Raw genomic sequence first — 21417 nt, 5'->3', positions numbered from 1 at the left:
CCTCTCACACTGTCCTTTTTTCTTTTAAGCAAAACGTAGCTCACAGGTTACACTGTTCGCTTCCAAGCTTAGGTATCCATAGGTTTTTTGCGGATATAAGAATTCATCGTTGTCTTCAACCACTGAATGTCCTCCCCGTTAATCAGCAGGCGGGGCAGTTTGACCTTCAGGTTGTATCTGATATTAAGAATAATGAACAGGAAGCGAAGCACCGCCGAAGACAGCATTGCCACCCCTGCCCCGAACAATCCGAACTTCGGCACCAGCAGGAACAGCAGCGGGATCACCAGGATCAGTCCGACACCCTGCAGGATCGATACGAACTTCGGTTTGCCAAGCGCCATGAACACTTGAGCCAGAATCAATGTACCGCCGCTGATGGTTACTTCGAGCAGCAGCAGGCGGAACACTGTCAACGCAGTGTTGAAGTCCTTGCCGTAGAGCAGCGGAATCACGAAGGGAGCCACCAGCATCAGGAACAGCGAGCCCAGCAGGGTGCAGGTTGTGCTGATCCGGAAGGCTTTGAAGGTAAGGGCAATCGCCTGATCCTTCGACAGCTCAGAGGCTTTCGGAAACAGCACCACGGTGATCGAGTTCGAGAAGAAGTTGACCATCCGCGAGAGACTGACCGCTACCGCATACAGACCCAGATCGGCTGGCCGCAGCAGGCCGGCGATAATGATCTGGTCGATATAGTAAGAGAACTGCCCGAGCAAGTCATTTCCGTACGAGCCGAGCCCGTAGGTGAACAGTCTTTTGAAATTCAGGTAAGCGTCTTTCATCTTCACCCTGTAGGTGCGGAGCAGTGTAATCGTCATCCAGATGAAGATCGGAACGGACGGCACCAGATATGCCAAGGCGGTTGTGAACGGATTGATCGAGCGGGTCAGAATCAAAATTCCGATGGCCGCCAGCGTCAGCAGCGGAAGCAGATACCGCAGCCAGTTGAACGTCTTGTAGTCGCCTCTGAACTGAAAAGCCGCATTGTTGATCTGTGATACCACAATCAGCGGACACAGGATCATCGAGCATTGCGCGAACAGTACGACATTCGGGCTGAATGAATTCAGCCAGTAGGGAAGGACCACAATCCCGACAATCATAGCCAAGGTTCCGAAGGCCAGAGCGATTAACAGGGCCATCCGGTAGAGCACGCCCGCCTCATCGGGATTCTTTTTGGCATTGTAGATCAGTGCCGAAGGAATACCGAAGCTCATGCTGAACGCCAGGAATTGTGACCAGTTCACCATCGCTGTCTGCTCCCCGCGTCCTGTAGGACCCAGATAACGTGCGGTCAGCACACCCGTCAGCATATTAACCAATAGGATCAGCACGCTGACGAACATCGTCTTCACTGCGGCAGAACTGTTGTCCTTACTCTTGGTAAACCGCCGGAGCGAAGACCAGACTGTATTAGTGGGAAGTGATTTCGCGTTCGATGGCTGCATGTGGTGTTCCCTTCTTTCTGCTCTCAATAATCTCTTTGGCACCGAGGCCCAGGCCAATCAGCATCCAGACCAGGTAGCCTTTGAGTCCGGGAAACCCGTTGTCCGATACCAGGCTGATCACTGCCCCCATCCATGCTGCCAGCGACAGCCGGGCATAGGGCTGAAGGCTGTCTTTGCTGGTGACTCTGACTACAATCTGCTTAATTACAGCGCCAAGGGCGCCGAAGAAGAATAAAGCGCCAAGGACTCCGAAGGTAAGCAGCAGGGCGATAACCCCGTTATCCATGTTTCCGTATTCGCCAAGCTCGCCGCCGTTGCCGATCTTCGTCCCCTGGCCGACACTGCCTATCCCTTGCCCGACCGGATTTGCAGCTACCATCGGCAGCATGTTCTGCCACAGGCTCAGGCGTTCATTGTAAGAATGGTCTTCCTGAACGGAGGTCAGTGTCTCCATACGGGCGACCAATCCTTCTGCACCCGGCAGCTTAGGGACGATCCAGAACAGAGCGGCAGCGACAAATACCAGTTGGAGCAGTGCCTTCCATTTCCCCTTGGACGGGGAGGAAGCGATGTATACGAGCAGCATCACCAGCATCACCAGCCAGGCAGAACGGACCAGTGTGGTCAATAGGCAGACGACAACGAGCATGACACCGATCCAGCGCAGCGTTCCCTGCCATCTTTTCTCCAGAATCATCGGTACCAGAGCGAATACCAGGAAGGTCGCCGCAGGCCCGGGGAATTCAGAGTAGAGAACACCCGGATTTCCAAAGGATACGGTGTGCCAATGGACATCATGTCGGCATTCTTCATCCAGAAGGCATCCCACGGAGGGACGGTTAAATACTGGACAATCCCATAAATGGCTACCAGAACTGCAATATTGGCAAAAGCGTACAGCAACCGGTCAATATCCTTCGGTCTAAAGCGCGTTACCGCGAAGAACGGAATCAGCAGCAGGGGTACGATGTAATTCGCCAGGTCGTACACGGAGCCAATGCCGTTCTTCGCGAGCCCGATCAGTGCCCCGTAAGCCAGTGCCACCGAGAAGAGCAGGATAATCCGGGTGGAGGATTTGCGGATGCGGTGAATCTCCTTCAGCACCGGAATTGCCAGGGTAGCCCCCGTCAACAGCGGCGCCAGGCTAAGCAGGGATACGGAATGGTAGACCCCTTCCGACCAATCGGCGATGCGCCGCAGCTCCGGAGCGACCGCCCAGACCAGCAGGGTGTAGGCAATCAGCGCCTTCGGCTTCAGCAGAGCCAGCAGGAAGGCCGGAAACAGAATGCCCGCCAGAACAGCGCCCTGAAGACTATTGGATGAGCTGAGCTTCGCGCTGGCAAAACCGATCATCAGCGGAAGGCCCAGACAGATGCCGCAGATCAGCAGCAGCATTCCTGCTGACTTCATGGATGGAAGACTCACGTTCATTCCGGCCTGCCTCCCTTTACTTTATCCCGTTTGCGGAGCTCCTTGAGCAGCAGGACCAGGAATTGGGCGTCATCGACCAAATATCTTTTCCAGAGGCGGCCCGGTTCCTGGCTAAGCCGCCAGAACCATTCCAGGCCTGTTTTCTGCATGAAATTCGGCGCCCTTTTCACTGAGCCTGACAAAAAGTCAAAGGTGGCTCCCACACCAATCGAGATTGGCGCCCGGTACGAGTTGTAATGCCGGTAAATCCACTTCTCCTGCTTCGGCGCTCCCACGCCTACGAACACAATATCCGGCTGACTTTCCGTCAGCATTTCGATAATACGCTGGTTCTCTTCATCGTTGTGCTCAAAGCCGTAGGAAGGAGAATAGCAGCCGACAATATTCATTCCGGGATAAGCCGCTTTAAGATTCTTGGTAGCCTGTTCCGGCACGCCTTGCGCAGAGCCCAGAAAGAACAGCCGGTACTTTCTTTGCTCAAAGGCATTGCCGAGACGGCTGAAAAGATCTGCTCCCGACACCTTTTGCTTCAGCGGCTTACCCAGCATTTTCGAAGCCCAGATCAGCGGCATTCCGTCTGCCACTACAGCACCTGCCTGGGAATACACGGTCTGGAACTCTTTGTCCTTGCGGAGCTTGATGACATGATCGACGTTGCAGGTCAGGATGTACGATTGCGACCGTTCCTGAATCGTTTTATCAATATAATCAAGCAGGTCCATGAAATCATAGTTATCGAAATTGACATCGAACATGTTCACTTGGTTCATCGTATCACTTCTTTTTGTGGGGAATCGGTTGGCTGTGAAGATCGATACAGGCAGTTCAGGTACCAACAGAACGGAATGATCGATTGGACCGTCGACAGCGTGTTGTCGGAAAACGAATAAATCATAAATCCTGCTATAAAGAGCAGATAATACGGTTTGACCGGCGGTGCCAAAGCTCTGTACACCAGAATAAACACAGCCAATAATGAAATCAGCAGCAGTATGGCTCCGATATACCCTCCATCAAAGTAAAAGCGGATATACTCGTTGTGGGGAACCACGAACCCTTTATACAGTGTCCCGTCGTTCGCCACTGTCACTGCTCCAAGTCCTCTGCCCGACCACGGAGAATCCGCCGCCTTGTTCAGGAAGTACTCCCAGGCTTCTGCCCGGCCTGACAAGTCTACTGCCGTATCCGTTGTGCGTTCGAAGGAACGCTTCTTAATATTGTCGAGCTGCAGATATACCGCCGAGAAGATCAGAATAACCGAGCACAGGAGCGGAATCAGATATTGTGTTCTGCCCTTCAAGTATTGCCGCGAAATATCGTAAAAGTAGTACAGGACCATTAACAGCAGTGCCAATATCGGCCCCCGTGTCCCTGTTCCAATGAGAATCAGGAAGTTCAGCGCCAGCATGGTGTAGAAAAAACGGATATGCTGCGTACTGCGCTTGATCTCAATGAATGCAATTCCCACGCCCATGAAGGCCAGCATCGCCAGATGCGCCGGGATATTCGCTCCTTGAACCCGTACAGCGCCGGTGAATTCCACATCGAGAAAAGAGTGGAGATGCACCACCTGCAGCACGATTCCGGCCAGCACGCTTACCAGTGGAAGCATAGTGATAATGCGGATCTGCCGTTCGGCCACTTCCTTTTTCCAGTTGATCAAGAGAAAAACAAAAGGGAGGGACAAGCCGATAAATGCTTTGACCGCGATGGAACCGCTCATTTCGGGCAGCCAGATCGAGGAGCCGAAGGTGATGAACAATAATCCCACCATGGCCCAAAGCGGCGGGCTAAGGCGGAATTTCAATCCATTCACCAGAATGCAGGGCACCAGCAGCATCAGGATCACCAGCTTGTAGAGCGATAGGATCTCAACGCCAAACATGCTGCCGGGATACAGAAAGTTAATAGAGATCGCCGTCGTCAGCAGAACGAAATAGCTGATGAGTTCAGGACGCGAGATAGAGACAACCAGCAGCAAAATCAGAAGCACGATGGCTACCGCTATTACCGGCTGGTAGATGACCGCCGCTCCAAGGAACAGCGCGGACATGAGGTAGAGCATTCCGTATGGCAAAACATTCATTTTGGAGCCCCACTCAAAATTCATCATTGTCCCCCTCACCCCGCTGCGGATTCTCTCTTCCGGTTCCAGATCATATGAAGAGTTCCGCGAATACTCTCCAGCCGGCATTTGTTCAGAAGTTTTCTCCCCTGGCTCCGGGAGAGGATCGAGTCACCCGCAATATACATGATCTTGGCGGCCGTCTTTCCCAGCAGGAGCAGATTCCCCTTCACACCTTCGCTTTTCATCGCGTTGGATATGCCTTGGCTGTAATATCTTTTCATAATCCAATCCTCCGTCAGCCGGTTGGCCGGCACGAAATGATCGACGGCCATCTGCGGATGATAGAGAATGGAGTGTCCTTGACTTTCAATCTGATTAAACAGCCAGGTTTCTTCACCGGAGAGAAGCGAATCTCCTTTTCTTCCAAGCTCCAGCGGAAACAGGCTGATATCGAAGGCCACCTTGCGCATTGCCATGTTGGCGCCGCAGGGATGAAGCCGTTTCGGATATTCTTTGATGCGGTTGCCCAGATCCACGATGGTATAAGGCAGCTCGAACGGCTTGATCAGCCAATCCGGACGCCTGCTTTCGAAGATCGGAGCGATTTTGCCGCCCATGGCCATAACCTCGGGCTTTTGTTCAAAGGTACTTACAATTGTTGTAATCCAATTCCGGCAAGGAATCGCATCATCATCCAGAAAAGCGATGAGCTGCGATTTGGAAGCCAGAATCCCTGTATTCCGGGCCGCCGACAACCCTTGCACCGGCTCCAGAATGTAACGGATATCCATATTTGCACCTTCAGCCTCTATAAACCGCTTGACCACTGCCGCCGTATCATCCTTGGAGCTGTTATCCACCACAATGACCTCGGCCTGATCCAGATTCTCCAGCGGCAAAAGCGACTGAAGCGTCTTAAGCAGCAGAGCTGACCTGTTGTAGGTACAGATGATTATGGAAATCTTAGGAACGTCTCCGTATACAAGCATCGGCATTCACCCAATTTCCATTTTTTTAATACGCATCTTTGGAGCCAAGCAGCATAAGGCCGGTTTTAGCGATGATTTTGAGATCCAGCATAGTGCTGCGGATAGAAATGTAGGTCAGATCCAGCTGAACCATTTCGTCAAATCCGACGCTGTTTCTTGCATTCACCTGCCAATAGCCGGTGCAGCCTGGTGTAACCATAAGCCGTTGTTTGTCATAATCCGTGTACTGCGCAACCTCTTCCACGAGCGGGGGCGCGGGCCGACCAGACTCATATGCCCTAGCAGCACATTCCAGAGCTGAGGCAATTCGTCAATGCTGGTCTTGCGCAGGAATCTGCCGATACGTGTGATGCGGGGATCATTCTTAATCTTGAACATCGCGCCGCTGACCTCATTGTAGGCCATCAGGTTCGCCTTCAGCTCCTCGGCATTGGAGACCATGGATCTGAATTTGTACATCGGAAACAGCTTCTCGTCCTTGCCAACCCGGTTCTGACGAAAGAACACCTTTCCTTTCGGATCTTCCAGCTTGATCAGGATCGCCACCACGATGAACAGCGGCAGCAGTACGAGAAGGCCAAGAGCGGAGAAAAAAATGTCGATAATCCGCTTCATCACCAGATAGGAATCCATTTCTTTGCTTCCTTCTTTGGCATGTAGCATGTAAAGTTTCGGCAGGACGGCCTCATAGTCTTCCGGCAGTTTTTGCATGCTCATCTCTCCTCATTCCTCCTAAATATTGTGTAAGCCTGGGTGCCTACTGACTCTCCACAGTCCAAAACCCGTCTCGAAAGTCTAAACTTGGTTTTCAACTATTCAGAGTTTGTCCCGCTTTGCTCAGATATTCCGCCATTGCATCCATTACCGGATACCGCAAATCTTCGCTTTCCAGTGCGAATTCAAGTGTAGTCAAAATATATCCCAGCCGTTCGCCGACATCGTATCTGGTACCGTCAAAGTTATAAGCGTACACGCGCTCGCTCTGGTTCAGCTTCTGAATGGCATCGGTGAGCTGAATTTCGCCGCCTGCGCCTTTTTCCTGAAGGTCCAGGTACTTAAAGATCTTTGGAGTAAACACATAACGTCCCATGATCGCCAGATTGGAGGGCGCTGTGCCAATCGCCGGTTTTTCGACAAAATTATTAACCCGGTACAGCCGTCCGTCCTGCAGGTCGGGTTCAATAATTCCGTAGCGGTTGGTGAATTCATCGGGAATTTCCTGTACGCCGATTACTGAATTCTGCGTTTCCTCGTATTGGTCAATCAGCTGCTTCAGGCAGGGCACCTTGCCGGTTACGATGTCATCCCCGAGCATTACGCCAAAGGGCTCGTCTCCGATAAAACGTCTGGCGCACCATACCGCATGGCCGAGGCCTTTGGGTTCTTTTTGCCGGATGTAATGAATTTCAACCTTCGAGGACCGCTGAACCTCTTTCAGCAGCTCCAGCTTACCGTCTTCCAGCAATCTGGACTCCAGTTCAAAAGCGTTGTCGAAGTGATCCTCAATCGCCCGTTTGCCTTTACCTGTAACAATAATGATATCCTCGATGCCGGAAGCAATCGCTTCTTCCACGATATACTGAATAGTGGGTTTGTTGATGATCGGTAGCATTTCCTTAGGCATTGCTTTCGTGGCAGGAAGGAAGCGTGTTCCTAGTCCTGCTGCAGGGATGATTACCTTCTTTACTTTTTTCATCACACTTACCTCCTGAAAGTTTTGTAAGTATTGGCTCCACTCATTTTCTCTTTAGAACAAAACCCGCTGGAAGTACTATCTGGTCTGATTCATAGCAATTCCGAGAATCTTCACACCTGTCTGCTCCATTAGGCCTTTCAGCTTTTTGAGCGACTCGCGTTTCGTTTTGCCGTGTCTGGCAACGATGATTAAGCCGTCTGACAACGGAGCCAGGATGCGTGCATCGCTGTATTCCACCGCCTGCGGCGCATCCAGCAGGATCAGATCGAAGCTTGACTTCAGCTCCTCCAGCAGAGCGGCCATCTTGTCGCTTCCGAGCAGATCCGGCGGACTGACGCTGGTAATCCCGGCCGGAATGACGGCCAGATTGGCCAGATTGCCGTAAACCGCGATATCCTTGACCTCTTCCCTGCCTCCCAGGTATGCGGCGAGGCCGTGGCTGCCCTCGACCTCAAACACGCTGTGCAGACCGGGGTGTCTAAGGTTGCAGTCTACAACGACAACCTTCTTGCCATCCTGCACAAAGGATACTGCAAGGTTCGACAAAATCGTCGTTTTGCCTTCCCCGCCTTCTGCGGAGGTGAACAGGAGCACCTGCCCTCCACTGCCCTTCAGCAGCCCCAGCTGCCTGATGTAGGTGCGCAGCGAGCGGAAGGATTCCGAGATATGCGAGGAAGGATTCAGGTCCGTGATCAGACTTTTATTCAGCCGTAACATAAGCGCCCTCCCCTACTCTTGCATTGGCATTTGCCGACTTGCCCAGGTCCCGTTTGCGGATCGTAGGAATGCTGGCGATTACCGGCAGCCCAAGATCGAACTCCGCTTCCTTCTCTGTCCGGAGTGTACCGTTCAAGGTTTCCAGCAGCAGAATGATTCCGATCGCAGCCATCAGGGAAACTACAAAGCTGATGATAATGTTCATTGTCGAACCGCTGTTGACAGGACCAGGAGCATCTGCCGGATCAGCCGGCGTCAGGAACGTTACATTGTCCAGATTCATCAGCGCCGGCAGGCTGCGGATGAACGTCTGCGATACCGCGTTTACTATCGTAGCCGCTTTGGTGTAGCTCTCGTCCTGCACGCTCAGGTTAATGACCTGGCTTTTCTCCGAAGATTTAATCTGCAGCTTGCCGGCCAGCGCCTGTTCTGTCAGATTGAATTCCGGGTGCTCTGCTACTACACTCTTCATAATCGTTGGCGACTTCAAAATTTCCTTATAGCTCTCGATGAGGTTGAGACTGAAGTTCAGATTATTAAGGTTGTTGCTCTCGGGGACATTCGCGGCGTTGTTGACGAGCAGCTGTCCGGAGGCTGAGTAGACAGGCACGACGAAGTTCTTGCTGACATAGAAGGTGGTGGCGCAGGAGATTAATACAAATACAATGATTAACCATAACCTCTTCTTAATCAGGTTAATGTAATCCAAAATCGTCTTTTCCACAGTAACCCTCCTTCCGCATTCATTACATTCTGAAAGCAATCATGAAAGTTTCAGATATCTTGCTTTTATTCTATCAATCTCAGCGGATCACCACATGGGTCATACCTTCACTTTAATCTTCACTTTCGAGTGAGGCAGACTACCTCTAAAGTGTAGGGGTATGGTATACTTTAGTACCAGATGACCGGAAAATCCTGACAGACTGTGGCAATATTCGCTACATTCTCAGGAATTCCGGCAGTCCAGGCTGTTCAGATTTTGTTCAGATCTGTCTGCTATCTTGGGTCGTAATCCATAGTGCCGGGCATGTTACCCCCAAAGAGCAACAAAAAAAACACGGACATCAATGTCCGTGTTTATCACATAATTTGAAATTAATGGAAACTAATCGTATGACATTTCGTATTTCGTGAGCCCTACGGCGTTGGCGTAGAGTGCGGCCTGTGTACGGTCAGCCACCTGAAGCTTCGCCAGAATCTGGCTGACATGCTTCTTCACCGTGAATTCACTGATGAACAGCCGTGAGGCGATTTCGCGGTTGCTGGCTCCCTGCCCAAGCTCGATCAGCACTTCCTTTTCTTTCGGAGTCAATTCGTCGGTTGGACTGTTGCCGCTCATCCGCATCTTGTCTTCCATCAAGCCGGGGTCATAATACTTGCGGCCTTTATGAACGAGTTGAATGGCAAACAGCAGTTCTTCCGGCAGCGCCTCTTTCAGCACATAACCATCAACCAGTACTTCTTCTGCCTTCAAAAAATCCTCCCGGCTCGCCGAAGAGGTCAGCAGGATAAACTTGCTGTTGAGTCCGCGCGAACGCGCTGCTTTGATCACATCCAGACCTGATTCATCGGCCAGCTTAAGATCAATAAGCACAAGATCAGGCTGCGTCTCTTCAATGATCATAAGCGCTTCTTGGCCATTCGTTGCTTCGCCGGCAAAATGCAGATTGGACTGCATAGAAATGACCGCCGCGAGTCCTCTTCTAACCAATGGGTGATCATCAACGATGACGATTTTCACTAGAATGACCTCCTGCCTAAAGTTTATGCATTTTTTAGTTCAGCCACGCCGACAGGTATCGAAATCAAAATTCTGGTGCCTGCATTCTCACTGCTGGACAACTGGAAGTCACCGCCTAAAGACTGTGCCAAATATTGCATATTCTTCATGCCTAGTCCGCCGGTGTTATCCTCGGATTCGGTCCAGAGCAGATCAGTATCGAAACCGACACCATCATCGACTATCGAAAGTCTGATCCATTTCGGCTTAAGTGACAGTTCGACATCCACCCGGCTGGCAGCACCATGTCGAATGGCATTGCCTGTCGCTTCGGATATAATCCGGAAGAGCGCCTTGTGGTAAGGATAAGGGAGACTGAAATCATCCCCCGTTATTTTTAACTCAATTTCTACATCGTTCAGTCTGGACAAGCTTTTCAGATGTGATCTGACCATACCCAGCCATGTCGGGCCGCCGCTCTTTTTGGAGCTGAGGCTGTAGATGGTAATGCGCAATTCCTTAGCCACCTTGGTGGCTGAATCATGAATCAGCTCAATTTGCTCCTCCAGCTCGGATTCGGACATCTTCCGCCATGTCTGCTTAAGCGAATGAGTCGCATAGACAATCCCGAACAGGCTTTGCGATACGCTGTCGTGCATCTCGTCGGCAATCCGGTTCTGTTCGTTCGTGATAATCAGCCGGTTCTCAATGACACCAAGTTCATGCCGTTCAAGGATAATCGCGCTCAGCTCCGAGAGAAACATCAGCTGCTGGATATACCACCTGCGTCCTTCCAGGCCTTCCGATGCTTCCAGCTTTACGCCGATCATACCGACGAACCGCGTACTCATTCTTACAGGCATAAGCAGAAAGTCTCCGAGTCCGGGTAAGCTCTTGAACACCGGTTCACGCTGCAACCGCCATTCATGCTCATGCTTCTCAAGCTCTGCAAAAAGAAACCGTTCCTCCTCCTGATGCCAGCCGGTCTGCCGGCTCTGCGGCGCGGGCTCGCCGCTCTTTTGGGCGAACCAGAACAACGCTTTGTCCAGCTTGGTAAGCTTCACCACATAATCCGTAATAACCTGGCCGATGTTCATGAAATCATGCTGGCTTGAGGTTTCCACAATGTGATAGAGCGACTTAATATGCTCCATGGTTTCATTCGTCCGTGCATTGGCCGCTTCCCGCTGCCGCTTGATCCGATTAACCATCTGCATAACTATAACCGTAAGTACCATGACTAGAAACAGGTTGCCATTGTCAAGCACGGCTTCGGCGAAAGTTTTTCTGGAAGAGTTCAAGAAAAAATAACAAAATACGGAAATAACACCAAAATAGCTGAATAACAAGCTCCAGCTGAAATAAATAGACAAGGAACCTGCCGCGATGAGGACAGGATTCAGGACATACAATTTGAACGAGCTGTCATACCCGCCAGTAAACAATGTGAGTACTATAAGCCCCGCCATCTCAATGCTTACGGCAAGCATAAGAACACGCGGCCATTTACGCAACCTCCGGTAATAAATCGTGAACACTTGTGCAAATAAGAATAACACCATGATTAATAGGGATTTATAAAAGACGGAAGGCCCCGTATGGTCCAAGAGGTACATCAGCGATGTGAGGGACAAAGATATGTTTCTGTAAATGGTTATTACTTTGTCATCCGCGGTTGCTTTGATATTCATCCCACCACCCTATTCTCCAGTTTGTGGAAAATGCGAGCTTATTCTAAGCTTTGTTTAAAAGCATCATACATGAGAAAAATCACAATAACAAGTTCCCCTTTTCATTGATAACGTTTACAAATGATGAATGTTGCATAATTTCCAGCTTTTTTTTCAAAACTTTATTGGAAAAAGCCCATATTTTCAAATGATAGCGAATTCACAAAAAGTCCACATTTTTAGACGCACAAGAAGCAGCCTGCCAGTGATTACGGACAGGCTGCTTCGGCAGCAATAATCTATGGTTGTCATAAGTCATACCGGTCATCCGCAGGTCTAATCGGCCACCGTCGGCAGAGTTTTAGGCAACTTGGATGAATTACAAATACAAATCTGATAGCGCTGTTCGCCGACGATATGATACCCGGTGGACAAAATACGTACAGAATGGTTATGTGTATCCACCTTATGGAGACTGCGGCAACTGATGCAGTAATATTCTCTCATGGCTTCATCTCCGGCATAGTCTATAAGAACTATCGTGAATCTGCTAATATTACCTAAATAATAACATTTCATTTTTGGCCATGTCAATAAAAAACCACAAATTCCGACATGATTTCGTCGGTTTAGGTAGAATTATGTCGCTAATTATAAGCTGTTGCGGCAAATTAATGGAGATACCCCCATATATTTCTTAAACAATCTTGAAAAATAAAAACTATCCGCATAATGCAGCATTCCGGCTATCGCCTTAACCTGCAGCGAAGTATTGAGCAGCAGATGCTTCGCTTCCGCCATTTTGAGCCGGTGGATATATTCATGCAGAGGGTAACCGCTGCTGCGCCGTACAAGACGGCGCAGCGTGGACATCGAAATATGGTGTTTGGCTGCAATCCCCGGTAGATCAGGTATTCCGTAGATGCAGGCATTCAACTCTTCACGGATTAGCGGGAAGATATCAGGCTGCCGGGTGCGGTAGTGACCCTCAGTAATCAGGGAACACTCCAGCAGAAGCCCCTCCAGCATCGCTGCCGCCCGGTCGGCATCCGCCGGGACACCGCCTTCCATCAGCGCCAGCACCTGCTCGAATACAGGTGCCAGCTGCTGAGAAGCATGGGCATCAAATACGGTTCCCCCCTCCAGGAGTCCCGACTCCACCCATTCAGCCACACGGGTTCCATTAAAGTTGATATAATATTCATCCCAGTTGCACCCCGGAGCAGGTCCAAAGCTGTAGCTGCAGCCCGGCCGGAAAAAGAACAGGCTCCCGGCGCGCACCTGCTGAACCCTGCCGCCGTTCTCCATGTATGTGCCGGTCCCGGATATGATATAGACAAGGGCCCAATGTTCGAATACAACGTTGGAACGAAACCAGATTCTTCCCGGCAGATGACCCGCCTGCCCCACCCGGATCGCCTTCAGCCTAAGCCTGGAGGACTCCACCTTGGGATCAATAATCCGTACGGGGTACGGACTGATCATATAATCCATGACCTCGGACATGATGTGCATTCCTCCCTTTGTTCAGGAGTGATATGGTTAATCTGAAGATGATCATATTCTACATGAACAAGAGGTGTCCACGCTATGTCTGAAAACCATCATTTGCAGCTGTTTCCGGTGCCAAAGGTCTTGGAATGTTCTGACGGCCGGTTCCATCTTCCCGCACAAGGTAGCATCGTTCTTGCAGGAGAAGCGGACCGCGCCGCTCTTCCTGCTGCACGCAGGCTCCAGCTCACCCTGTCTCAGGTCCTTCAACTGAACCTATCCCTGTCTGTAGGCACACGCCCGTCCGTCCGTTCCGTCTACCACTTTAGTTATAGTCCATTGCTGCCTGCCCAGGGCTATGAAATCCATGTGGATGAGAACGGAATCGCAGTAAATTACGGTTCACCCGAAGGGGCTTACTATGCGGCTGCCACACTGAAACAAATTCTGCAGCAATGCGGCAGGAACCTTCCGTTTGTGCATATCAGCGACCAGCCGGACTTTGCGGCCAGAGGACTGATGATCGACATCAGCCGCAATAAAATCCCCAAGCTCGAAACCCTGTTCCGGATCGTTGATTTCATGGCTGATCTTAAGCTGAACCAGCTGCAATTATATATAGAAGGTTCTCCCTTTGCCTATGAATCCTTTCCTCAGGTCTGGGAGCTTGAAACCCCGATAACCGGGGAGGAAATCCTGCAGCTGGATGCCTACTGCCAGGAACGTTATATCGAGCTTGTTCCGAACCAAAACAGCTTCGGGCATATGGAAGGATGGCTGACCCGTCCGGAGTTCAATGCCCTCGCGGAGATTCCGGAAGGCTTCATGCTTCCTGAGGATATGTACGACAGCGATATGTATCCGGAAGGATTGTTCATGCACCCGGGAACCTTCCATACCGAAAACCCTGAAGTGCTGCAGCTGCTCGCTACTATGTACGATGACCTTCTTCCCTACTTCACGTCAAAATACTTTAATGTAGGCTGTGACGAAACCTATGAGCTGGGACTCGGCAAAAGCAAAGCTTCGGCTGACGCCGATGGCAAAGGCCAGCTGTATTTGTCTTTTCTGCAGAAAATTCATGGACTGGTCCTGGAGCGCGGTAAAACCATGCAGTTCTGGGGCGATATCATCATCCAGCATCCTGAGCTCATTCCCCGGCTCCCCAAAGATATCGTTGCCATGGAATGGGGCTACAGCGCAGCCCATCCGTTCGAAGCGGATACACTGAAATTCCGCGAAGCGGGGATTCCTTTCTACGTCTGTCCGGGAACCAGCTCCTGGAACTCCCTGACAGGCCGCAGCGACAACATGATGGCCAATCTGCGCAGTGCGGCAATCCACGGCAAAAACAACGGTGCCATCGGCTATCTGATTACCGACTGGGGCGATTTCGGCCACTGGCAGCACCTGCCCATCAGCTATGCCGGATTCGCCTACGGTGCAGCGGTCGCATGGAATGTGGAGAATAATCTGGAGGCAGATGTCGCCGCGTACCTGAACACATCCGTCTTCCATGACCGTGCGGGCAGAATCGGACAGCTGCTGCTGGATCTTGGCAACTACTACAAGCTGGAGTCCGGCGTTGTCCGTCCGAATGATACGGAAATGTCCATGCTGCTGCGTACTCCGCTGCAGCAGGTGCAGCTTGTCGGCAAGCTTACGGCTGAGCATTTCGAGCAACTGGAGCAGTATTTGGCTGAGATCGAAGCCCGGCTTGAACAGCCGGAGCTGGAATGCGCCGATGCCGGACTTGTTGTAGCAGAGCTCCGGAACGGCATTCATTTTGTGAAGCATGCTGTGCAGCTGGCCCGGATCAAAAAGCAGCTGGCTGACGGACCCGGCACACTTCAGTCTGAGCTGATCCACCGCCAGATCAAGGACCTGGACATTCTGCTCCATCACTACCGCCAGCTATGGCTTCAGCGCAACCGGCCGGGCGGCCTGGAACAGAGCGTCTCGAAGCTGGTCCGGCTGCGCGCCGAGTACACTCGGCTGGCAGCCGAGCTGACTGGTTCAGCGGTGTTATAGCAGCAGGGGCATTAAGGCAGCCGTTCCGCAGGTATTCTGCGGAGCGGCTGCCTTTTTCCCTATGCCTCCGGCGGCGCCCCAACAACGGTATTTCTGCCGTTGTTTCATCCCGTTGCCTCCGCCGGCGCCCCAACAACGGCATTTCTGCCGTTGTTTCATCTCTTTGCCTCCGGCGGCGCTCTAACAACGGCATTTCTGCCGTTGTTTCATCCCGTTGCCTCCGCCGGCACCATAACAACGGCATTTTTGCCGTTGTTTCATCCCGTTGCCTCCGGCGGCACCATAACAACGGCATTTTTGCCGTTGTTTCATCCCGTTGCCTCCGGCGGCACCATAACAACGGCATTTTTGCCGTTGTTTCATCTCGTTGCCTCCTCCGGCCCTCTTCGATTAGGCCCCCCTTATTCTGAAGCCTGAACTGTCAAAAATCCAGTTTCTTGTAGAACTCCGCTTACTATCACAGTGTGCCTTCAACTGGCCAATTGCCCAAATGTGAGGTGTAAGTACCTCTCATTTCGCCGCAAACTGGCCAATCGCACAAATGTGAGGTATAAGTACCTCTCATTTCTCACCACACTGGCCTATCGCGCAAATGTGAGGTATAAGTACCTCTCATTTCTCACCACACTGGCCTATCGCGCAAATGTGAGGTATAAATACCTCTTATTTCTCCCCAAACTGGCCTATCGCGCAAATGTGAGGTATAAGTACCTCTCATTTCTCACCACACTGGCCAATTGCGCAAATCTGAGGTATAAGTACCTCTCATTTCTCACCACACTGGCCAATTGCGCAAATCTGAGGTATATGTACCTTTCATTTCTCCCCACACTGGCCAATCGCGCAAATCTGAGGTATATGTACCTTTCATTTCTCCCCACACTGGCAAATCGCGCAAATCTGAGGTATAAGTACCTCTCATTTCTCACCAAACTGACCAATTGCTCAAATGTGAGGTATATATACCTCTTATTTCTCACCACACTGACCAATCGGGCAAATCTGAGGTATAAGTACCTCTCATTTCGTCTCAAATGGATTTCCGGCTGAAATGAGGGGCATATAGTAAGTAAGATCAGCCAAAACCCCGAGGTCGCCACCGGCGCCCCAACTACGGCATTTCTGCCTTTATTTCATCCCGCTGCCTCCACCAGCACCCCTGCAACGGCATTCCTGCCGTTGTTTCTCCCTGCCCCCGACACCAGCGCCCCTGCAACGGCATTCCTGCCTTTGTTTCTCCCTGCCCCCGCCGCCAGTACCCCAGCAACGGCATTCCTGCCGTTGTTTCACCCCGCACGGCGCCCGCAGGCTTACTCCGCCGCCCAGGGCTGGCGCTGCGAAACTACGGTTTCGCCGCTCTCTGCGGCCTGCTCCAGCAGCAGCGCCAAATACTGGTCCTGGCTGCCTTCGGCCAGGCTATAAAAAGATGGCCCGCCCCCGACATGACGCTGCATCCGGACCAGGCTCTCCGCGACCGCGATTTCATCCTCCGAGAGCCGGGCTGGTGCGAAGGGATTCCGGTATAACCACTCTCCGTCCATCATGATCCCCTTGAGGTAAAAGCCCTCCAGATTGCCGCCATGACCGGTGTCGATCCGGCGCAGCTTGCCATATAGCGGTGTATCATAGGCCTGCAGCCAGGAGACATCATCGTTCATCAGCTCTCCCCGGTCCCCGCGAACGAGTATCCGGCTGCCGCGAATCCACGAAAAATACTGGTCGCCGGTGAAATCGAATACGCCCAGCTTGTCGCCAAAGTCCAGCACGGCCAATGTCTGGACACTCTGCACCCTTGCTTCAGCTGAAGGGGGGCCGCTGCGCTGCGGTCCTTCAATAATTGCTGAACGGAACTGCTGCGCACGGATGCTGACATTGCCGAAGCCGGTGCCAAGCAGCCGGCGGATCAGACTGATGCCGTGGTAGCCGTGCGCAGCCGATACCTGGGCCTGGCTGACAGTTCCAAGCCTGCCTGAGTCAGCAAGCGCAATCCTTGCCGCATGCATCGGCTGAAACATGTACTGCTCGGCAATCTGGATCGTCGCCGAACCGCCCATACGGTTCCACAACTCCTTCAGCCGGACCAGATCCGGGGCGGGAGGTGTTTCGGCCAGCACCGGAATTCCGGCTTCGGCCAGTCTGATTACATATGCTGTGCTGATATCCTTTTTCAAGCTTACTACTGCAAAAGAATAGGATGCTGCCGATATAAAATCCCCGATCGAGGTGTACACCCGCACTCCCCAGGTTCTGCTCAGCGCTTCAGCCTTTTCCTTATTGCGGACGAACATGGCGCCAACGGCAAATTGCTCCGGAAGCTCTCTCGCAATCCGCAGATAAAACTCCGCCCGCCAGCCTCCGCCCACCAGTCCAAATACAACCTTCTCCATACCGATAACCCCTCCTCTATATGTTTGCCCTTCCGGCACCCTATCCCGCGCTCGTCCCAGGTGTAGAATCAGTCTTCCCACCGGGCTCTCCGAATCTCCAGCTCATTCCAGCGCTGCTCTTCATATTGATTCGCCAGCATTTCACGTTCCTTTTGCTCATGAATATCCCGGCCACGGCTTTCTTTCAGGCTCGCTTCATCCTCGAATATCCGCCATATATCGGAGAAGAGATAATCTTTAATTTGCACAAATTCACCGTCCAGCCTGCCCCCTTGCCAGAGTAATCCGGCAGAGGTGCGCAGCACTGTGCGCCCGTCAGGTGTGGCAGCTTTTTGGCCTAGACGGATATGCATCAGCATTTGTCCGAAGGTATACCATTCCATACCGAATCTCCCCCGAATTAAGATTGAAATCAACGGCCAGGAAGCTTATAATCATCACGAATAACCATTTTTTACCTAATCATTATACATATCTCTCTTGATCAAAAAAATTGAAGACAGGAGGCAAAATGATGGATTGGCTGCATGATTACGACAAAGAGCTCCGTTTGGTATTTCAGGACTGCAGCAGTGTGATTTCCGAATTCCCTGATTCTCTCCGCATTCAAGGATTGTCCTATCTCGAACAGTTTAACGTTTTCAGCACAGGAAGCCACAAAAATTATATCAGTTATCTGCTCCCCTTCTGGCTCAGGGACGGTTACGGCCTGACAGAGGCTGAAGCCCGCGGGCTGTCGGCCGGCAATATTTTTTGCATGCTGTATTTCTTCATTCAGGATGATCTGATGGACAGTGATAACAGCGCATCCCGGATGCTGCCGCTGGCCAATCTGCTGTATGTTGAGTTCTTGAACAAGTACAGGCCGCTGTTTCCGCCGGAGTCCCTTTTCTGGCTCTGCTTTAACCGCTATATTCTGGAGTGGGCGGAGAGTGTGGCCGGTGAGGCGCACGGAGATTATTTTAGGAATGACCGGCTGAAAATCTCCCACAAAGCCAGTCCGCTGAAGCTTACCAGCACAGCTATTCTGCTGCATACCGGCAATGCTTCTCTGATTCCGGAAGCGGAGGATATTCTCCATACCGTACTGCTCACCCTGCAAATGCTGGACGACTACGAGGATTGGGAGCAAGACCTTGCTGAAGGAAGCTATAATTGCCTGCTGTCCCTGGCCGGACATCACACAGGCATAGATCAGGTTGCGCTTACCAAAGCGCAGGTCAAGGATTATATCTTTACAAAAGGGGGGCTTGCTGCGTATGCCGGTACGGCGTTGGATAATCACAAAAAGCTTGAAAACTGCCGCCTGAACGCTCCTCATCTCATCGCTTTCCATCAGTTTATGGCCGAGAATCTGCAGCAGATGGCAGCAGCAATCGAAGCGGAAAAACAGCTTTTGCAAGGCGGGGGTCTGGGTTACTGGTTGTCCAAACATATGAATCCGTAAATAGGAAATAGGATATAGATTAATAGAGTGGGCTATGCTATACTAATCAGGAAAATATAACCATTTTGGGAAGGGTGATTATTTTGTCAGAAGCAATTCTCCGAAATCAAGTAATTCAAAAGGCGTGGGAAGATCCGGGTTTCAAGCAAAGATTACTCACAGATCCGAAGGCAGCCCTCCAAGAAGCGCTAGGCATTGAACTTCCCGACAATATTACCCTCAGAACCGTTGAAGAAGCGTCCAATGAGTTCTATCTGGTTATCCCGCCCAGTCCGGCATCAGGCGTAATGAAAACAGACTTAACCACTCTCAGCACCTGGTAAGATCTATAAGGCTTTGTCCCGTTAGGAGCCAGAACCCTCCGGAGCTTCTGCCAAAGGCAGAATGGTAATGGACTCGGTTCCGGCTCCTTTGCTGCTTATGAAGCGGACCTCTCCCCCATCGCCTCTATGATCCTGAACGTAACCATTAGCCCAAGGCCTGTTCCTTTTGTTTTGTTGGAAGAGAAATAAGGCTCACCTAGCCTGCTCAGAACTGCCGGGTCCATGCCCGCCCCGTTATCCTTGATATGAATGAACACCTTATCTCCTTTGGCATATGCCTTAATATGAATGCTGCCATCCTCCCCGAGCGACTCAATACTGTTCTTGATCATATTGATAAAAGCCTGCTTGAATTTGGAGGAATTGCCCTTTACCCATAAATCCCCGGTGACCTCGAGCACCATTTTGCCGCCGTTCAAGTGGCACAACGGCAGCATGATGCTCTCGATATGCTTGCATTCCTCCAGGACGCTCAGCTGAGAGATCTTCTCGAACTCAGGTTTGGCGAACGTTAGAAAATCCGTAATGATATTGGATGCGCGGTCCAGCTCGCTTAAGGCCATGGACAAATATTTACGCTCATCGCCGCCCGACTTCTCGCTCAACAGCTGCAGAAACCCTCTTGTCACCTGAAGCGGATTGCGCACCTCATGCGCAACAGATGCGGCCAGCTCGCTGATGATTTCCATTTTTTCGGAACGCTGCAGTTCGTTATTGAAGAGCTCCAGTTCCCGTGAATACTTGACAACCTGCTGATGGTTCAGGGCAAGACGGCGTCCCAGTATGATGATCAAGGATAGAATGAACACCACCAGCGCCCACTTCCAGTAGATGAGATCATAATTGCCCTGGCGGTAATAATACCAGGCCAGCTCAACCGCTCCGGTCAAAGCTGCTGTTCCGAAACCGATGGCAAAGGTGATTGCATCCTTGTTCCCACGCAGCGAGAAGAGGATAACACAGGCAATCAGCAGGATGAATTGCAGAATCATAATGACTCCGACAATGGTGGCGGACACGACATAATAAAATTCCACCAGCCGGTTGCCCGAGAGGGTGTTCACGATCAGACAGGCTATGCAGAACAGTGAATAGGCTGCCTGGAATTTACGGAAACGCCGGATGATGGCGAACTTGCCGCTGCCGAATATTTTCTCAAACAAAAAGGTTAATGCGGGGAGCAGCGACAGCAGCGCCAGATCGAAAAAAACGACGCTAAGCGGACCCAAATAACTGAAGAAGGTGTACGTAAAAGGAGAATAGGTAATGGACAGGACTCCCGTGGAGGCTATCACCAGGGACAGTGCGGTCGCAATGGAGAAATACTCCTTGCTCAGGTAAAAGGTGCATACAAACAAAACGAGAGCCACGAACAGAAAAGCTCCGCCCAAAATGATATCGGCAAGTCCATTTTTCGAATAATCCTTAAGCAGATCGCTGTGTTCGCCCAAGGCTACTCTGTCTTTAATTCCGATACGGTCCTGCAGGGTTGCCGTCCATATATATAGGGTTGTGCCCTGATCTTCGGTACTCAGCGGAATGAGCAATGAATAATTGTCATGGATATAACTGCGGCTGCCTTCAAAGATAAGACGTTCACCCGCATACACCTTAACATGCAAGGCATATAACGTCTTAATATAAACCGCAGGCGAAGTATATTGACTCTCCGGCAGCGTTATCCGCGTCCATGCAGAGGATATCCCCTTGGGAAGCTCCGGTGTCCCCTGACGGGCATCAACCTTTATCCAGCCCCGAGTCTCTCCAAGCGGTACCTCTTGCCCCGCATCTCCGTCCGGACTTCCCCATTTCATCTGCCAGCTTGTCAATTCCCGGGGGCGTGCCGGCCTGCTGCCGAGGCCTCGAACGCGCCACAGGCCGTACAAAGTACGAATAGAACTATGGTTAAATGTAGAATTTTAGCGAACAAGCGCATGCAAGCACCTCAGCAGAAAATTTCAGAAGCTTAGTTCTGTTGTTAGTAGTACTTCGCTCC

Annotated in this window: 20 protein-coding genes and 1 pseudogene; 3 read left to right on the top strand and 18 right to left on the bottom strand. The window is 51.4% G+C overall.

Annotation, left to right across the window (positions count from 1 at the left end):
* Positions 1–68 precede the first annotated feature (68 nt).
* From JI735_RS14110 to JI735_RS14050, 13 genes and pseudogenes are all read right to left on the bottom strand, one after another.
* Positions 69–1448: an oligosaccharide flippase family protein gene (locus tag JI735_RS14110; RefSeq protein WP_039838879.1), complete on the bottom strand. Its 1380-nt coding sequence runs from the start codon at positions 1446–1448 to the stop codon at positions 69–71.
* Entirely contained in the window at positions 1414–2145 is a 732-nt protein-coding gene (locus JI735_RS35750; RefSeq protein WP_233476398.1) for an O-antigen ligase family protein, read from the bottom strand. The genes JI735_RS14110 and JI735_RS35750 overlap by 35 nt, the downstream gene beginning before the upstream one ends.
* Positions 2142–2879 (bottom strand): hypothetical protein, encoded by a 738-nt coding sequence (locus JI735_RS35745; protein WP_233476397.1) that lies wholly within the window; start codon positions 2877–2879, stop codon positions 2142–2144. Before JI735_RS35745 ends, JI735_RS35750 begins: the two co-directional genes overlap by 4 nt.
* Positions 2876–3649: a WecB/TagA/CpsF family glycosyltransferase gene (locus JI735_RS14100; RefSeq protein ID WP_020426696.1), complete on the bottom strand. Its 774-nt coding sequence runs from the start codon at positions 3647–3649 to the stop codon at positions 2876–2878. The genes JI735_RS35745 and JI735_RS14100 overlap by 4 nt, the downstream gene beginning before the upstream one ends.
* A complete protein-coding gene (locus JI735_RS14095; RefSeq protein ID WP_233181818.1) occupies positions 3646–4989 on the bottom strand; it encodes an O-antigen ligase family protein in 1344 nt (447 codons plus the stop codon). Before JI735_RS14095 ends, JI735_RS14100 begins: the two co-directional genes overlap by 4 nt.
* A gap of 11 nt (positions 4990–5000) precedes the next feature.
* Positions 5001–5942, bottom strand: a complete 942-nt coding sequence (locus JI735_RS14090) for a glycosyltransferase (protein ID WP_233476396.1) — start codon at positions 5940–5942, stop codon at positions 5001–5003.
* A gap of 19 nt (positions 5943–5961) precedes the next feature.
* Positions 5962–6653: pseudogene (locus tag JI735_RS35740) on the bottom strand (sugar transferase).
* 91 nt (positions 6654–6744) lie between these two features.
* On the bottom strand, positions 6745–7632 hold the full coding sequence (gene galU / locus JI735_RS14075) for a UTP--glucose-1-phosphate uridylyltransferase GalU (RefSeq protein WP_020426700.1): 888 nt from the start codon (positions 7630–7632) through the stop codon (positions 6745–6747).
* 75 nt (positions 7633–7707) lie between these two features.
* Complete coding sequence (locus tag JI735_RS14070; RefSeq protein ID WP_039838876.1) at positions 7708–8349, bottom strand: CpsD/CapB family tyrosine-protein kinase; 642 nt, start codon at positions 8347–8349, stop codon at positions 7708–7710.
* Entirely contained in the window at positions 8333–9073 is a 741-nt protein-coding gene (locus JI735_RS14065) for a YveK family protein (RefSeq protein ID WP_039838875.1), read from the bottom strand. Before JI735_RS14065 ends, JI735_RS14070 begins: the two co-directional genes overlap by 17 nt.
* A gap of 384 nt (positions 9074–9457) precedes the next feature.
* Positions 9458–10093 (bottom strand): response regulator, encoded by a 636-nt coding sequence (locus JI735_RS14060; RefSeq protein WP_039838874.1) that lies wholly within the window; start codon positions 10091–10093, stop codon positions 9458–9460.
* Between the two features lie 23 nt (positions 10094–10116).
* On the bottom strand, positions 10117–11586 hold the full coding sequence (locus JI735_RS14055) for a sensor histidine kinase (protein WP_233476395.1): 1470 nt from the start codon (positions 11584–11586) through the stop codon (positions 10117–10119).
* Between the two features lie 807 nt (positions 11587–12393).
* Positions 12394–13248: a helix-turn-helix domain-containing protein gene (locus JI735_RS14050; RefSeq protein ID WP_039838872.1), complete on the bottom strand. Its 855-nt coding sequence runs from the start codon at positions 13246–13248 to the stop codon at positions 12394–12396.
* Between the two features lie 84 nt (positions 13249–13332).
* Here JI735_RS14050 and JI735_RS14045 point away from each other — a divergent pair, with 84 nt between their 5' ends.
* The gene (locus JI735_RS14045; protein ID WP_202677492.1) at positions 13333–15264 is read left to right on the top strand and encodes a beta-N-acetylhexosaminidase; all 1932 of its coding nucleotides are present in this window, start codon (positions 13333–13335) and stop codon (positions 15262–15264) included.
* Here the strand turns inward: JI735_RS14045 and JI735_RS35735 are convergent.
* From JI735_RS35735 to JI735_RS14030, 4 genes are all read right to left on the bottom strand, one after another.
* Positions 15259–15423 (bottom strand): hypothetical protein, encoded by a 165-nt coding sequence (locus JI735_RS35735; protein WP_233476394.1) that lies wholly within the window; start codon positions 15421–15423, stop codon positions 15259–15261. The two genes, JI735_RS14045 and JI735_RS35735, sit on opposite strands and share 6 nt — an antisense overlap.
* A gap of 21 nt (positions 15424–15444) precedes the next feature.
* Positions 15445–15627: a hypothetical protein gene (locus JI735_RS35730; protein ID WP_233476393.1), complete on the bottom strand. Its 183-nt coding sequence runs from the start codon at positions 15625–15627 to the stop codon at positions 15445–15447.
* A gap of 947 nt (positions 15628–16574) precedes the next feature.
* Positions 16575–17651 (bottom strand): Gfo/Idh/MocA family protein, encoded by a 1077-nt coding sequence (locus tag JI735_RS14035; RefSeq protein ID WP_202677490.1) that lies wholly within the window; start codon positions 17649–17651, stop codon positions 16575–16577.
* A 68-nt stretch (positions 17652–17719) separates the two neighbouring features.
* Positions 17720–18034, bottom strand: a complete 315-nt coding sequence (locus tag JI735_RS14030; RefSeq protein ID WP_039838868.1) for a hypothetical protein — start codon at positions 18032–18034, stop codon at positions 17720–17722.
* 131 nt (positions 18035–18165) lie between these two features.
* Here JI735_RS14030 and JI735_RS14025 point away from each other — a divergent pair, with 131 nt between their 5' ends.
* Positions 18166–19098 carry a hypothetical protein gene (locus JI735_RS14025; protein ID WP_039838867.1) on the top strand — a complete coding sequence of 311 codons (933 nt, stop codon included), beginning with the start codon at positions 18166–18168 and terminating at the stop codon, positions 19096–19098.
* A 74-nt stretch (positions 19099–19172) separates the two neighbouring features.
* Positions 19173–19421 (top strand): NHLP leader peptide family RiPP precursor, encoded by a 249-nt coding sequence (locus JI735_RS14020; protein WP_407944482.1) that lies wholly within the window; start codon positions 19173–19175, stop codon positions 19419–19421.
* A gap of 95 nt (positions 19422–19516) precedes the next feature.
* On the opposite strand, the gene JI735_RS14015 is transcribed toward JI735_RS14020, so the two are convergent.
* The gene (locus JI735_RS14015) at positions 19517–21250 is read right to left on the bottom strand and encodes a sensor histidine kinase (protein ID WP_202677489.1); all 1734 of its coding nucleotides are present in this window, start codon (positions 21248–21250) and stop codon (positions 19517–19519) included.
* Positions 21251–21417: the final 167 nt, after the last annotated feature.

It is taken from the genome of Paenibacillus sonchi (genome assembly GCF_016772475.1).
Classification (GTDB): domain Bacteria; phylum Bacillota; class Bacilli; order Paenibacillales; family Paenibacillaceae; genus Paenibacillus_AQ; species Paenibacillus_AQ sonchi.
The sequence above is the reverse complement of the archived record's forward strand: the minus strand, read 5'-3'. Positions and strand labels throughout refer to the sequence as shown.